Genomic DNA, 16,675 nt, shown 5'->3' with positions numbered 1-16,675 from the left:
TAAAATTTTAACCTGTCAAATGTGCCAAGTTTATGAAAAGAGGAAATATGGCGTTCTCTCCCCGGGGCATCGGCAAAAAAACCGTCAGGGTTCCTCCCGGTTTTTGCAGATTTGTAATTTTCGGGTAAAGAGTTTATAAACCCAGCCTGTCAGAGGCTAAGATCGGACAGGGGTTATATAACACCTGACAAATAATAATAAAATTGTTATATAAAATAAGGGGTTTTTATTTTTATTTGCGGGTATATTGTTAATTTAACACCTGCATTTTAAATCAGATGTTCGATGTCCAAAAAGAGAAAGAAAACAAATACTTCGCAAGTAAGAAAACGGGATAACAGTCCTCATAACAATCCTGTACTTAAAAAAAAATATTTAAAAATTTTAGAACGCGTATGTTATCAGACCGATTGTGAAACGGCTTTTAAACTTCTTTCAAAAGATGAAAAAAGTAATGCCTTCGGACATAGAGTTTATGTAGGAACTATTAAGTTTGAGAACAAAGAGGCTGTTTCAAAAGATGCATTAGAATTCTTTACGAAATATGTGCAGGATTTTTATGCTCACAGTATTTACAAACTGCAGCCGGATAGGGAAGTAGAACTCACCAATTTTGAAATTCTTGTAGGATTGCAATTTTTAACCTCACTTGACAACGTGACAGGTGAAAGAAAAAATCAATTGCAGATTGCCTTTACTCCTATGCGGTTAAAATTGGGGACTTTGCAGGAAACGATTAAGACAATTATTTATCATTATGCGATTACTTCCAATAGTACCAACATTTTTAGCGAAACCTTATATAATCTGAAGTTTGATTTTAATGTGAAGGAATATCCAACACTCGGGATGCATTATTTTTCAACTTTAGAGGCTGTTCCGTGCCGTTCGGGTAATTATATCGAAAATGGTAAACTCAGGAAAGTATTTCAATTAGGGTATTTGGATTATGGCTTTACTATGAATTGGGTGTTTGTACCTGTAAAGAGCCTTCAGGGAGTATACCGTGGTGATAAAAAGGAATTGCCGCTGTGTATTCAAAATCACGCCTATAACCGATTGTTTGAGCGATTAAAACCACTATCTGGTATAGATATTATCCATCAACTTAGTTATACTTTACAAACCTCTTTGAAGATTGAAATCTACAAGGGAAATATCTTGATTCCGTATTTTCATATAAATCTAAAATGTGGTTATTTTTTAGGAGTAATTAATAAAGATAGATTGATCATTAAGACATTTTTATTTTTGACACATCATTATACGCCCGAAGGTGATAAGCTGGAAAAAGTATTGGGTTTAAGTAAAGAAGAAATATCGTACTGGAAAATTGGTAGCCTTGAAAATTTCTTCGGTTCAAATTTGGAGACTAATCATGAAATGAGGAAAGCATTTGAGGATGCAGGAATAAGTCATTTATTTACTGTACAATCATTAGGCTGTGAGAAGGAGCAGAGAAATTACAATTGGAAAGCTTTAAACGAATACATCAATCTGGGGAAAACAGAACTATTTGATGAGGGAGCAGAAGATGAAATACTCGAAGAATTGGTTGAGGAGGGGCTTGATGAGTAAGAAAGGAAAAAGGAAAACACCCGTTGTAAAGTATAACGAAAGTGCAGCCGTAAATGTCAATTTTAATCGGATAAAACAAGTGTGCCAGTTACTTGGCTGTGCTGATGCCCTAGGCATAATAAGCCAACAGGAGATGAAAGAAATTTACAGGCTTCGCATGCATTTTATGGAGCCGAAATTGATGGCAGGGCATAAGATCAGTAGAGAGAAAATGAGAATCTACAAGCATTTCTGTCAGCTGTTTTGCCAGCAGGAAAAATCCGTTTTGGTAGAAGGACAAAAGCCGGTTTCGGTGATTGCTATGGTGGCCGTTGAGCGGTTCATAGCATGGCATTCCTATGTTCCAGAAACAAGAAGTACTGAAATCAAAAAGGCTTTGCATGTATTGAGGTACAGAGCGCCACCTGTCTATATTGCTACAAACCCTTACAGGAAGGACAAATTGATTTGCACCCTGCCTGTTGTAAAAAAATATTCAACACCAGGCTCGTGCCTCAATTGGAATATACTGAAGAGCAAATGCTGGAATTGGCTGATCGGGTCATTAAAAGTCAAATTGCAGTAACTGGAGTACAGCCAAAACTCTCTTTGGAAATTGCAAAGAATCCCGAAAATCATAAAGAAAGACGTTTTACAATTGTGGGTTTATGGGGGCTATATCTTAAAGCCACCAACAAAACAATTCCCGAATTTATTATTGCTCTATTATTAGTTTTTGGTTCTCTGTGTTAGCTGATTTTGCTGGTAAAATGGGAGTTTCCATTAAGATAATTTGTTTTGCTATCTGGATGATCTGGTTATCTAGATAAATAACCGGACTAAGACCGGGATAAGCCCTGCTTAAATCCCCTTTATTATCGTTCTATTATTAGTTTTTCATTCTCTGCATTGGCTGTTTTACTAGTGAAATTTACTTTATAAACAAAGGAAAATTACCCGATTGGCAGGTAATGTGGTATTTGCTTAATAGAAATACACCAAAAATGAGTAACTCCAATTTTGTATTCGCACACAGACATTTTCTTTTTTTTACCAAATCCGGTTTAACTGATATTAAGGCAAAATTTTGGGAGGTAGAATACCTTTAATATTTAAATCTATTCTAATTAACAAAGAAATTAATATTTCTATTTTTACGCAATTATTAGCATTCATAATGATTTAGGACACTTTATTTTTAATAAATAATATTGTCAACATATATTTAGTTTTGTGTTTAATACACTTTTTAATAATTTGGCTCCTCGAAATTTATACAAGGATCTAATTTTAGATCACTTAAAATAGAATGCAATAGTATCTCATTTAGTTTATCTCGACAATAATTGCATATGATAATATTTTTACACCTAAAAAAAACACTGGTCATAATATTTTTTGCTTCTGTATGTAGTTTTATACATATTAATCAATTGCAAGCTCAATCAATAAATGCCGAATTCCCAACATCCAAAATAGAGCAAGTCAATGCTGTTAAAATTGGATCCTACAATGCAACATTGGGAACATCAATCAGTAATATAAAAGGAATGCATGGCATCACCTATAAAATAAGTTTTGACCCAGCCGTAATTTATAAAGACTCTCTTTATATATCAGCTAACTCCAAAGGATTAGGACTTGAAAAAGAAGAATACTTTGAAATGCAGCGAATTGACAGCACTTATGTTCTTTACTCGCTCTCCGTTAAGGGGCGCAAAAAAACGTTGAATCTTGATGAGTTGCCAATACTTATTGACTTCACAATAAAACCTGAAACTTATTATCAGTTAATTGCCAATCATTGTGAATACACAATTGAATTTCAGGCAGAAAGTGTAACAGCCTACGACCTAAAAAAAACGGAAGTACAACTTGAACCTTTCAAGTTGCCAATAAATATCTCTTGCGAAGAAAATGGTGAAAAAATACCACTGGTTGCCGCTCCAAATCCAACAAAAGAAAGATGCTGGATTTATATTCCTGCTGACAAAGTAGAAATGATTAGCAAGATTTTGTTGTTTGATGCTAAAGGTCAGCAAATGGCTTTGGACAATAATCTGTCCAGTGATGAATTAGAAATAAATCTATCCAGCCTTAGACCAGGACATTACTACCTTAATATCATTTATTCCAATGGGGAAAAGGATGTCGTTAAAGTAGTCAAAGTCTGACAATACACATATCAAATATACCCATACAGATTCAATTGTAATTTGGACAAATATTAATTCCTAAACAGTACAAGTTTTTTAAATACACAATATGATAAAATTTTACTCTAGCTTATTTCTATCCTTTATTCTTCTTTTAGGAACACAAACTGCTCAGGCTCAGCAAAGCAAACAGGATATTAAAAATCATTTTCAAAATGGTTATGCTCCGGGAGCTGCACATTTTGGCTATTTAATAGATGCCTGCTATAACTATTCGGTAGGAGAAGGATTAATTTATGACACAGCAAACAATCTACTCAAAGCAGAAGTTCCTTTAAGTATTTTGGAACAAAACCTTAGAGATACAGCACAAATTCTTCGAAGCCAAAGAGATGCCAAATTAAAAGAATTAAGCCAGCAACTCATAAACACCCAAAGTAATTCATCAGAGGCAATATTAGATTTAGAACATAGACTAAATCTTCAATTAAGTGATACGGAATCTTCTATTAAATTAAGCATTAATCAGCTTGACCAAGACAAAACAAGCCAACTGGAAGAAACAGCCCTAAATATTAGAAAAGAAATAAACACTTTAAATTCTGAAACCAATACAAAACTAGATAACGAGATTATTCTTCTAAAAGATAAAATTAGTAGTGAGGACTTGGAGGTTCTTGATACTTTACGACAGGACAGGAAAAATTTCCAGAATAAATTAGATTTTTTTAATGTTGAACTACAAGATACAAAACAAATTCTTCGAACAGAAACCGAAAATGCAATCAATAAATTGTCCGCAGAGGTATCTGACAATAAAGTAAACAGCACCAAAGCAGTAGTGGAACTTGAACAAAAACTAAATATTCAAATAAATCGTTCAGACTCTTTACTTAGAAAAGATATTAGCACTCTCGCCCAAGATAAAACAAGTCAACTGGCAGATACAGCTCAAAATATCAGATCAAAAATGTATGTGCTAAATTCTGAAACTAATTCAAAACTAAATAACGAGGTTATTTTGCTAAATGACAGAATCAGTGGTACTGAATCGGCTGTTCAGGATACAGCCCAGCATCTTCGATCAGATTTCCAAATTAAATTAAATCATCTGGAAGAAGCTTTACAAGATACAGCACAGGTAATAAGAACCAGCCTTAATACGTTTTATGATGCTCTAAATCAAAAAATAGAGCTTGGTGATAACAATCTATCAGATTTAATTAGTCAGACCCAAATTAGCCTGATTAACAAAATTGACTCTCTGGCAGAAGTACACAATATCGATAGAGTAATTCAGGAGAACAGAATGACTCAAATTGAATCGGATCATTCTGTATTGCGCGATACAGTTGTTAAAATGAAGATTAAGTTGGACACTTTAAACTTTACCGAAGAAAATTTCACACAAACATTACGGTTAAAACTTGATAATATAGAAGATGGAGCAACAAGAGCTGATAATAATTTTACGGATGCATTAAAAACCAAACTGGATGGGATTGAAAACAATGCCAATAACTACCAGTTGCCTTTGGGCACACATAACAAACTGGGAGGGATTCAATTAAGTCAGGACTTTGTGCTGTACAATGGGAAAGCATATAATGCTTTAGATGCAAGTAAAATTGACCGCGAATATGCAAAAGATACCATTACCAAAAACTGGACTTCAGAAATGAAGACGGATGATGAATGGACCCGTATTCGTTATAAAATGGAAAATGGATCGGTTGATGGAGATGGAAATAAGCTATATGATTACGGCGAATGGAATCAGGCCTACAAATTTATTTATGATGATTTGGAAAACTCATTCTATGAGTTCAATGCAACCGACTCGCTAAATGTGATTTTGGGAATACATGAAAAAGATAAGTTTTTCACAGGCAAAAACAATACTCTAATAGGTCATGAAGCTGGATATACACTTTACAAAGGAGGTGAACGAAATGTCATTATCGGAAAAAATGCAGGAAGAGGATCAGAAAATGTATCTGACAATGTTTTTATTGGAAATCAAGCAGGTGAATCGATTGGTGATCCTTCACAATCTGCTTCAATTACCGGAGATTTTTCAAGTGAGAGAAATGTTGCTTTGGGAACCAAAGCCATGCAAGGAAGAAATGCTTCAGGCAAATCAGTTGCCATAGGATATTCTGCGATGGAGCTTGGAGAACAAAATTCATCGGTTGCAATCGGTTATCAAGCAGCAAATAATAATTCGGGAACCAATAATATTGCAATAGGCTGCGAAGCAGGTTTATCGGTTCCCGGTTCGAACAATACAAGTACAATAGCAATTGGCTATCGTGCCGGATATAAAAACACCTATGCCAGTCGCAATATATTTATTGGAGATTCGAGTGCGCTGGTGAACGAGTCCGGTGAAAAAAATATCTTCATTGGTCATGGAACTGGAAAATCAAATACTGGTAATGGAAATTTATTCCTAGGTAATGATATTGATTTAGCTGGTGATGATCAATTGGCAATAGGAAACAAAGGGAACATTCTAATTTCAGGAGATTTCATCACAAATACGGTTAGTATTGATAAGCTTTCAACCAGCACTTTAACTGTTGCCAACACCAATTCTAACAACTACTCCATTGCAAACAAAGAAGTCATCAATAATTCATCTCAATTTGTTGGAAAAGGAGGAATGAATACAAGTGCCCAAATTCAAAGCACTTATGCGAATGCAAAAGGAAATGCGAATGTTGCTATTTCCGCTCCAAATGGAACAGTATTTGGAAAATACATATCCGGATCGGATGCAATCCTGATTGGAAATACCGATGTAATTAACAATACTGGAACCTTTGTTGGTTTAGGTGGTGTAAATACAAATGGTAATATAATTTCCAATGGCGCTGTAAGTGGAAATACTTTAGATGTAAAAAGCATTAAAGGAAGCGAAGCTCTGGAAATTGCAGGACTTAGTATTGTGAAATTATCAGGAGGAATTCCTATTGAAAGGTATTCCCTAAGCGGTCATAATCACAATCCTGCTGAAATAAATACCAATAGTACCAATCGTTTTGTAAGCGATGCAGATAAAGTAAACTGGAACAACAAAGTGACTCAAGTTGCAGGTAAAGGACTTTCGAGCAACGACTATACAAGTGCAGAGAAAACAAAATTAGACGGCATAGAAACAAGTGCAAACAATTATACTCATCCCGCTTCGCATGCAGCAAATATGATTACTCAAGATGCTAATCATCGTTTTACTACAGATACAGAGAAAAACAGTTGGAACAACAAAGTGACTCAAGTTGCAGGTAAAGGACTTTCGAGCAACGATTATACAAGTACTGAAAAAACAAAATTAAATGGCATAGAAACAAGTGCAAACAATTATACTCATCCCGCTTCGCACGATGCAAACATTATCACTCAAGACGCTAATCATCGTTTTACTACTGACACAGAGAAAAATACTTGGAACAACAAAGTGACCCAAGCAGCAGGTAAAGGACTTTCGAGCAACGACTATACAAGTGTTGAGAAATCAAAATTAAAAGGCATAGAAACAGGTGCAAACAAATACATTCATCCCGGTTCGCACCCAGCCAACATGATCACTCAAGACGCAAGCCATCGTTTTGTAAGCGATACTGAAAAAACAATTTGGAACAATAAAGCAAACAAAGCAGATCTTTCAACAAATGATTACACCGATGCTGAAAAAAGTAAGTTGGCAGGAATTGGGGTTGGAGCAAACAAGTATACACATCCTGCCACTCACTCTGCTGATATGATTGTACCTACCACCAACAAGCAATTTGTAAACGATGCTGAAAAAGCAAGCTGGAACGGTAAAGCCGAAAAAAACCATACACACACTTCGGATCAGGTAGGTGGGACAATTCCCCTCGGAGGAATTATCATGTGGAGCGGCACTACGATACCAAGCGGATGGGCATTGTGCAACGGACAAGTGATAAACGGGATTACCACACCAAACCTAAGCGATCGCTTTGTTGTTGGTTCGGGTGCTACTTATAATACAAATGACCGGGGAGGGAACAAAAGTGTAAAACTTGAACTGGCAAACCTTCCTTCACATAGCCATGGAGCTGGAACTTTAAAATTAAGTGACAACACTCTTTCTGATTTTCTTACTACTAACAATAATACATTAACAGATAATAAAAATGTTAGCAAAGGTGTTGTTTCAAAAACAATAGCAATTCAAGGTTCAACAGCTTCTGCCGGCTCTTCCAATCCAACAGCCGTAGATATAACACCCTATTATTATGCTTTGGCTTTTATCATGAGAGTGGAGTAAATTCTCCGTATACCTCTGTGGCAAATAATAAATTACAAAGAAAAAATAGAAGAACAGAGAAACATAAATCTTCTATATGCCAACGTGAATCTGATACGATAATTACATGAAAAAACTTTTACTCACACTTATTATATTATTGCAATTCATTTGCCTGCAGGCGCAAAATCTGCAGGCCGAACGCGATACCCTAAAAAAACCTTTGTTAAAATCGGCTGTCAGCACCAAATCAGGCGGTGGAAGTAGTGGTGGTGGAAGTTCTGCCGGCATTGCCCCGGTTTCCATGCCCATTATGCCTTCTCCAACTGCCTCCTCCTTGGTGCGAAATGCAACAGCAAGTCCTAATTTGTATACTGGTGCAGTAAATGTAAGTATACCTTTGTACACCCTTCCTGCACAAGGAATGAGCATTCCCATTGGCTTGGTGTACCAAAGTAATGGCGTAAAAGTAAACGAAAAAAACGGCCCCCTGGGCATGACCTGGGCTTTACAAGGCGGCGGAGCTGTGGCGAGAGTTGTTAGGGGATATCCGGATGAGTTTCAAGGGAAAATGGAAAAAGAGACATGGATTAATTATTCAGAAAAATTAAAAGAAGAAGTTGATGTTATTGGTTATTGGTATAATAAAATCCAGACTGATTACGATACGAATAAAGAAAGTTTTAACGAAATTCTAAACAATGCAGAGGGAAAAGATAAAAAAATATGGGATACTGAACCTGACAAATACTTATTTAGCGCACCTGGATTAGCGGGAAGTTTTTATATTCCTCAGAAAAATGCTGCACCAATTATCCATTGCGATGCAGACATTGATATACAAGTTCATTTCGAAAATAACGAACTAATGGGTTTTGTGATTACAACAGCATCTGGTTTGTGTTATGAATTTGGCATGAATAAAAATTATCTGGAAAAACAAGTCTTTAGTACGGAAAGTACAACTTCTGAAGAGCGTAATTATAAATCAGAAGACCTTATTTATAAAACCAAAACTGAAATTCAAAAAGTTATTCACAGCGATACATGGATGAATGAGAAAGATGCCTATAGTGCAACTTGGTACTTAAAAAGAATAATCACACCTTACCATGCAGACAATGTAAATTACAAATATGCAGTAGATAATGATCGGCTATTTATACAAGCAAGGTCAATTGATCTTATATTGGATAATGCCTACGATCATTTTGAATTTACAGACGAAAATAAAAAAATAAAAATTAACAGAATTCCATTAAATGACAAATATCTCTCACAAAATTACGTAGCTAAACAAACAAGAATTAAATTTATCGCACCGAAAAGATTGGTTGAAATTTCAACTAGTTGTGGAAAAGTAGATCTTACCTATAAGGATGATTCAGGCGATGATAAACGCATTAATAAACTTTTTTTCTATGGAGCTGATAAGAAAACTCTGACAAAGAACTATCTTGTTAATTATCAATATTCTGAATCAAAAATTTCCGAACCCTCTTATCCACAAGGTCTTCTTAAAACTATTTACAGAAGATTAACATTACCTTCAAAAGATTTTTCGAAAGAGAATAGTGAAATAAAAAGATATTTTATAAAAGAGATAAAAGAAATTAATAGTACTAATACTGACTCTTTAAATCTTTTCACTTTTGAATATCACAAACCGGATTTATTGCCTAAAATCTGCTCACAATTACAAAATCATAATGGATTCTATATCGGGTATCCAAGTTTCATCTCCCATTTTAAAGTTGGTGAAGCTAATTACTATGATTTACTGGCATATAAAACTAGAGCTGGTGACCGACGATCAGGGGCTTCATCAAATAGCGATTCTGAAACTGCGATACTGGATACAACCGTATCAAACGGAATATTAATTGCCATGCAAAATGCAACGGGGGCAAGAACTGAATTTGTTTATGATGCAACTTTTGAGGGTGTTATACTAAAACATGCAATAACAACAGATGGGACTAAAAAAGTAAATACCATTGACTATTTGTATCAAAAGCCAACAACACCTTACGGAAACACGTCAAATATTTATCCCGTTGGAGAATATCGCTTTGGCGTAAGTCCATGGGGGCATACAGAAACAATTTTAACACAAGGATCAAGCTTTGGATATCAGGAAGCATTAGTGAGTAATAATTCCCAAAAAAGCAAACTGTTTTTCACCTCTGCTTATGAATACGACAATACTTTACCTAACTCCATATACTTAAAAAAAGCATTCAAACATATTGAACTTGAATATCCCCGTAATCATAGAAGTCCCTTTCAAAAAAACTACACAAACATGCAGGCATTTATTGATGCTATAAATGATGCATATCCAAGCAGTATGAATGATATTGATCGCGTTTGGAAGGATATTGAGGGAACAGTACCTAATCCATGTACTCTTGAATACCTAAAATATGTAGCCCATATATTTAATCAGAAAAATCGAATCAAATGTGAAGTAATATACGAAGATCATTTAGTTACCGAAAAAGTAAATCAGGTGGGCCGCCCCACTGAACGCGATCAGCTTCGTGGAAGAATATTACGAACAGAAACTTACAATTTAAAAGGCAAATTATCGGGTGTTGAGGAATACGACTATTCTACCATCTTTCTCAATAAATACGAAGCCAAGCTACAACCCTTTATTGTATCGGAATCTTATACCGAAGCCAGTGAGGATAAATACATCGTTCCTTACAGTATCGATTATGAAACCTTACGATTGAATGGTGTGAAATCAACAAGCTATGTGAGTGAAAAAGAATCGGTGAGTTCCGAATCTTCCATTGAAAAGTACTCTCAAATTCATCCTCTTTTGCCTGAAGTTAGTGTGCAAAAAAAACTGACTACCAATGATATTTGGAGAACAGAAACAACTTACCTAAAATTTAAGGAAGAAGAAAATGAATCGGCGGATGATGACACTTCGCTTCCCCACCACCCATCTACAGATGAAGATGATGGAAACGGGGGCACTAATACAAATAATTCACCCAAATACAATCCCTACCCAAAATACACAATAAAAAAACAAGTAGCTTATAAAAATAATCGACAACTATCGGGTAGTGAGGTTGTTTACAACCAATCGACCCGTTTGCCGGAACAAGTGAAAACATGGATTGACGGCAAATATGAGACATCCATTACCTACGATAAATTCGATTACAAAACCCGATTGCTGCAAGCTCACGGACGGGATGGGATCGCTACCTCTTACCGGTACAAGGGGAATTTCTTGGAAATGACGGCACAAAACGCCACTTATCAGGAAATCAGCAATGGAAAAGCAGGAGATCTTCGTAAAAATCTCCCCAAAGCCATTATCGCCTCGGCAAACTATTCTCCGGAAGGATTCCTTTTGAATCAAACCGATGCCAACGCTTATTCTGTGTATTACGAATACGACGATTTTGGACGTTTGAAACTTCTTCGTGATCACGATAAAAATTTGATAAAAGCCTACGATTACCAATATGGAAAAGTGGGGCAGGAAAAAAGTATTGGTGAAAAATTGGGCATTGGACAAATGGTGGTAGGTGAAAACTTTGTGGTAGGTGGCTACTCCGAAACCAAAACGCAGGGCTTGCCCTCTGCAGGAAAAAACTTTATTGCCAGTTATACTTTTAAAGCCGTCAATTCCGAATTCGAAGATCGGAATGCGCCCAACAGAGCTGCCATTGCCATTGAATATCAGGATGGGCTGGGGCGGGCCATACAGCAAGTTGCAATCAACTCTTTGCCGCAAGAGTACAACTTAATACAGTCATTCGAATACGACAGTTTGGGACGTCAGGCAATTCAATACCGCAGTCTCCCTATCTTAAGCGATTCAAAATACAAAAAGGATTGGAAACAGTTTTTAAAAAACAAGTACGAGACCTCCTACAAAGCAGAAAGTAGTTTCGATGCATACAACCGTATTCATAAACAGGGTAGTTTCGGAGAAAATTATACTCTGAACAAACATGCCAGTACCAATCAGTACGGCATGAATCAGGTAAGTATTTCCTCCTACAAAGCAGACCTTGCTGCTGATACCTATCAGAAAAAAGAATATCCGAAAGGCACACTATACAAAACTGCAGTTTCTTTCGAGGGAATTACCAATGTGAGCTATAAAAACATGGATGGTCAGGTGGTTCGGAAAGCCTCAGTGAGAGGAATACAGACAGGTGATCCCGATTACGGATCGGCTCTGATTACCGACTATGTGTACGACGATTACGGCAACCTGCGGGCTATTTTACCCCCTCAGGCAAAGGGCGACATCAGCGCAGGCAATTATGTGTACAAATTCTTATACGACAAGCGAAACCGACTCATTAAAAAGGAAATACCAGGAGCAGGATGTATCACCATGGAATATGATGAATTGGACCGCTTAATTTGTGAAACCGATGCAAAAGGCACAAGCACCTACATTAAATACGATGAATTAAGTCGCCCCATTGAAACAGGCTATCTTTCTCCCCAAGAACTCCCTGAAGGGGGAGGATCTGCAACAAGCGGTAAAGAGATAGTTTTGAGTAGAACCTATTACGACAATTACAATTTTGCTTTTGCCAAAGGCAATCCTTGCAGTGATGAACATGCCGCAAACAATTTAGGCAGAATTACCGGAAGCGAAACCCGCATATTGGGAAGTGATACATGGATAAAAGCAGTCAGCTATTACGACAAAGAAGGTCGTGTAATTGAAGCCATTTCGCAAAACAATACGGGGGGAATCGACAAGGTAAGAACAGCTTTTGATTTTCAGGGTAAAGTAACCGAGACCAAAGTAAACAAAATCTTTAATGGAGAAGAATTCAGCACCCAACGCCAATACGATTACGGCACAACAGGTGAACTGCTGAATGTGCACCACAGTGTAAACGGCCAAAGTTCCGTTGTTCTTTCCAGTTTTGAATACAACAGCGATGGCTCTTTGGCAGGTAAAAAAGTGCACAATGGCAAAATTGAAACCCAATATACCTACGACGAGTTGGATCGCATGATTAAAAGCCAAAGTGAAAAATACCTGACATTGGAATTGGCTTACGATACGAAATTAAAAGGCACGAACAACACCGAAACCTACGATGGCAGCCTGAGTGCCATGGCCTGGGAAACTAAAAGCCAGAAACGCCACACCTATAGTTTTGGCTACGATGGCTGGAAAAATCTGACCCAAGCCAAGTCAGACGATCATCCGTATACCGCCCAATACACATACGATGCAAATGGAAACATGAGCTTTTTAAGCCGAAACGACAGTTTGGGGCTGTATCAACAATTTAAATACGAGTACGAAAACACCAATCAGCTTCGAAAACTCGACAGAACCAACACAGAACAGGTAGAAGTATGGCCGGGCGATGCCAACAACGATGGCAAAGTAGATGTGGACGATCAGCACCCTATAGGTTACAATTACAAATTCAAAATTAAGCCTCGTGATACCCGAAGCACCGAGTGGAAAGCCTGGCAGGTTATCCGCCGAAAAGATGACCAAATGGTGTTCTCGGATACCAACGGCGATGGACTGATTAACGAAACAGACACCATTGCCATACATGAAAACCTGCTAAAAGAACATCAATTGGCCGAAGCTTTAAAAACCAACGGTTTCCGTTACGAATACGATAAAAACGGCAATATGGTGTACGACGAGTACAAAAAAATAAGCATTAGTTATAATCTATTTAATTTGCCGGATACCATTACTGCTGCAGGACAGGGAAAAATTGTGAACCAATATTTGGCCGACGGCACCCTGTTGCGGCGCAGCATTTTCGATGCCGATGATAATGAAGTGCAGCGCATCGATTATCAGGGGGAATTCCTGTTCGTCAACAACCAGTTGGACAAAATCTTTACTGAAGAGGGGTATTACTCACAATTACCCGATGAAGAGGGAGAGATTTCCACAAAGGATGGAAAAGGAAAATACTATTACACATTGGCCGATCATTTGGGGCATACCCGGGTTGTGGTAGATCAGGATGAGAATGTAATACAGGAAACTGCCTATTATCCTTACGGAACACCCATAGCTGCACTTTCGAGCGAAACAAAATATAACTACCTTTACACAGGAAAAGAGTTCCTTGATAATTTTGGTCTGAACTGGTACGACCACCACGCACGCTATTTCGACCCAGAAGTAGGTCGCTGGTGGGCAATTGACCCGGCACTACAGGGAACATCACCCTATATGGCCATGGGAAATAACCCCATGATGAATATAGATGAAGACGGGGAATTCTTCATTGAAGCCATGCTAATTGGAGGTTTAATTAATACTCTTTTAAATTCCAAAAAAATTGACAGTTTTTGGGACGGACTTGGTTATTTTAGTGTTGGAGCCGCTGCAGGAGCATTAACAGCAGGTATGTCTGGTGCAGCATGGAGTGCTATGCAGGGGTTAGGATTAAATGGTTTTGCTATGGGAATGGCTCCTGCTGTCACTGGTATTGGTGAAGGAATTGTTGTTGGTGCTGCTGGAGGGTTCGGTGGAGGCTTAATAAGTGGTGCTGGAAATTCTTGGCTTGGAGGTGCAAATTTTGGTGAAGGTTTAGGAGCTGGATTAGGGGCAGGTATTTCTGGAGCTGTAACTGGTGGAATAATTGGAGGTGTTAATGTAGGTATTCAACAACTTAGAATGCGAAGTGAATTCAACAAAAGCCTTGAATTAGAAGATAGTGGTATAGAACTAGATGGTAAAAAAGTGGTGTATTCTCAAGAAAATGCAAAAAGGTTTTCTAAAGCTGTATTTGGGGATGTTGAAGGGTTAGATAACCTATATATAAATAAGAATCCAAATGCTAAAAAATATCTTTTAAAAGATGGTAATATATTCAATAATAGAACAAAAGTGTATGCTGGAGGAGTTACAAATATTTCAAGAAAATTAGGTGACGGATACTCTTCAAATGTCTATTTAAGTAAAAGTGCATTTCAGAGCAAATTCAAATTATACTTAACACTAGGACATGAATATGTACATGTTACACATTATTCATATCCTGGTCTCCAAGATATGTTTCGTTCTCAATTTGCAAGTTTTAGCGAACATGCAGCATATAAATGGACATGGGAGGCTAGTCAAAAACTCATTCAATACAATCCTAAGACGCTTTACTTTGACAATATGAACAAATATTCTTCCCATTTTCTTTTTGATTGGACTGCAGATTTAATTAAACATCATAAATTCTTACCATAATAAAAAATGAAGCAATTAATATTAGGTCTTTTGTCAATTATAGCTACGAATAGCTGTGAAACGGAAATCAAACCTCTACCTGAATTTTGGTATGAAGAACTTTTGCCTAAGATCATCCCTAATGATAATATTAACTATTGGGAATATCGAAATTATGATTATATAGATTCAATAACAGAAATTAAATTTAAGAAAGGTGTTAAATCTATTACCATTCCTAAAATAGAATTAAATTCAAGCTTTAGAGAAGGATGTCACCCTACGATATGCTTTGATTACATCGTAGCTATTAGAAATGGTAATTTATATATCATTGATGAAACATGCGAAGTATTAGATTTTATTGGCAAAATTGATAATTTAGAAGAAGGATTATTAGTTAAGTACATTATTGCTCCTGAATATTATTCAATTAACGATGAAGGAGAAGAAATTGGTCTTTACTATTTAAATAAAAAAGAAATCATATTTTTTTTACTAAAAGACGAAAGGGAGTATCCTAAAAAAATTGGACAATACAAACTTAGCATTAATAGAAGAACGCACGAAGTTGTTGTTACTAGAATTAAAACTTATTATGAAGATGATTTATGATTTACTCCTCCGCTACCGAACTAACCCTGCTGGTATGGTTTCTAACTAAAACCATACGACAGGGTTCGGCTCGTATTACTACACGCTGGCCGACCATTTGGGTCACACCCGCGTGGTGGTAGATCAGGATGAGAATGTATTGCAGGTACCGGGGCTACGGTGGCTTTGTTGAACCATTACGGACATATGATGGAAGATGATATTAATGAGAAACAAGCCTCAAAAAAAGCAGGAAAGCAAGTAGCTGAGGAAATGTTTAGTGGAGTTAGTTTATCCAATCAGTCAGGAGGAGATGGAAACGGTTTATCTCTAACTACTGGTTTAAGTGGGGTGGCTTTAGGAACTTTTAATGATGGTAAATATCTTCATTACCTTCCTAAAAGTAATAGATTTAAAATATATAACAGACCAAATGTTAATCAGTATACAACTAATACAAAGATAGGAGGACGTGGTAGTGCCTTACTTTTTCTTATTAATGAAGGTTCAATAATTAATGATTATAGAAGTGGACAAATAAGTGGCGATGACTTTGAAATACAAACACTGGAAAATACAGTAGGATCAATTATGCCTCAAATGGGGGCTTTATTTTTAACACGTGAGATTATTTCTTATTCTGGCAGTATGATAAATAAATTTCTTGCTCAGCCAGAGGTAATAATGTTTTTTAATAGGATGAATTCTGAAATAGATTATTTTATGAGTGGCTCTTCTTATTCCGGGTTTGGCTATTAGAAAAAAAAATACGAAAATGAGAATATACAATTATATCTTTTTTAAAATTTATCAAATTCTTAGCGTTTTTGACGAATCGCCTACTTTTGGAACTATTATTGTAATGTGCTGGTTATTTTTGTTTAACAC

The 16,675-nt window shown here is 36.6% G+C and carries 7 protein-coding genes; all 7 read left to right on the top strand.

The features are described from left to right. The first annotated feature begins 285 nt into the window (after positions 1 to 285). The 7 genes from ACY0M5_RS17330 to ACY0M5_RS17300 all read left to right on the top strand — a co-directional run bounded on the left by ACY0M5_RS17330 (position 286) and on the right by ACY0M5_RS17300 (position 16,546). On the top strand, positions 286 to 1,578 hold the full coding sequence (locus tag ACY0M5_RS17330; protein WP_461630033.1) for a hypothetical protein: 1,293 nt from the start codon (positions 286 to 288) through the stop codon (positions 1,576 to 1,578). Then, positions 1,571 to 2,143 carry a hypothetical protein gene (locus ACY0M5_RS17325; protein WP_461630032.1) on the top strand — a complete coding sequence of 191 codons (573 nt, stop codon included), beginning with the start codon at positions 1,571 to 1,573 and terminating at the stop codon, positions 2,141 to 2,143. The genes ACY0M5_RS17330 and ACY0M5_RS17325 overlap by 8 nt, the downstream gene beginning before the upstream one ends. Before the next feature lie 847 nt (positions 2,144 to 2,990). After that, positions 2,991 to 3,731 (top strand): T9SS type A sorting domain-containing protein, encoded by a 741-nt coding sequence (locus ACY0M5_RS17320; RefSeq protein WP_461630031.1) that lies wholly within the window; start codon positions 2,991 to 2,993, stop codon positions 3,729 to 3,731. 91 nt (positions 3,732 to 3,822) lie between these two features. Beyond that, positions 3,823 to 8,010 carry a tail fiber protein gene (locus tag ACY0M5_RS17315; RefSeq protein ID WP_461630030.1) on the top strand — a complete coding sequence of 1,396 codons (4,188 nt, stop codon included), beginning with the start codon at positions 3,823 to 3,825 and terminating at the stop codon, positions 8,008 to 8,010. Positions 8,011 to 8,116: 106 nt separating this feature from the next. Beyond that, positions 8,117 to 15,214 (top strand): DUF6443 domain-containing protein, encoded by a 7,098-nt coding sequence (locus ACY0M5_RS17310; protein WP_461630029.1) that lies wholly within the window; start codon positions 8,117 to 8,119, stop codon positions 15,212 to 15,214. A gap of 6 nt (positions 15,215 to 15,220) precedes the next feature. Further along, positions 15,221 to 15,808: a hypothetical protein gene (locus ACY0M5_RS17305; protein ID WP_156194560.1), complete on the top strand. Its 588-nt coding sequence runs from the start codon at positions 15,221 to 15,223 to the stop codon at positions 15,806 to 15,808. Between the two features lie 186 nt (positions 15,809 to 15,994). Next, a complete protein-coding gene (locus ACY0M5_RS17300; protein WP_461630028.1) occupies positions 15,995 to 16,546 on the top strand; it encodes a hypothetical protein in 552 nt (183 codons plus the stop codon). Positions 16,547 to 16,675: the final 129 nt, after the last annotated feature.

The organism is Labilibaculum euxinicum (assembly GCF_963678175.1).
In the GTDB taxonomy this organism is placed as follows: domain Bacteria; phylum Bacteroidota; class Bacteroidia; order Bacteroidales; family Marinifilaceae; genus Labilibaculum; species Labilibaculum euxinus.
The sequence above is the reverse complement of the archived record's forward strand: the minus strand, read 5'-3'. Positions and strand labels throughout refer to the sequence as shown.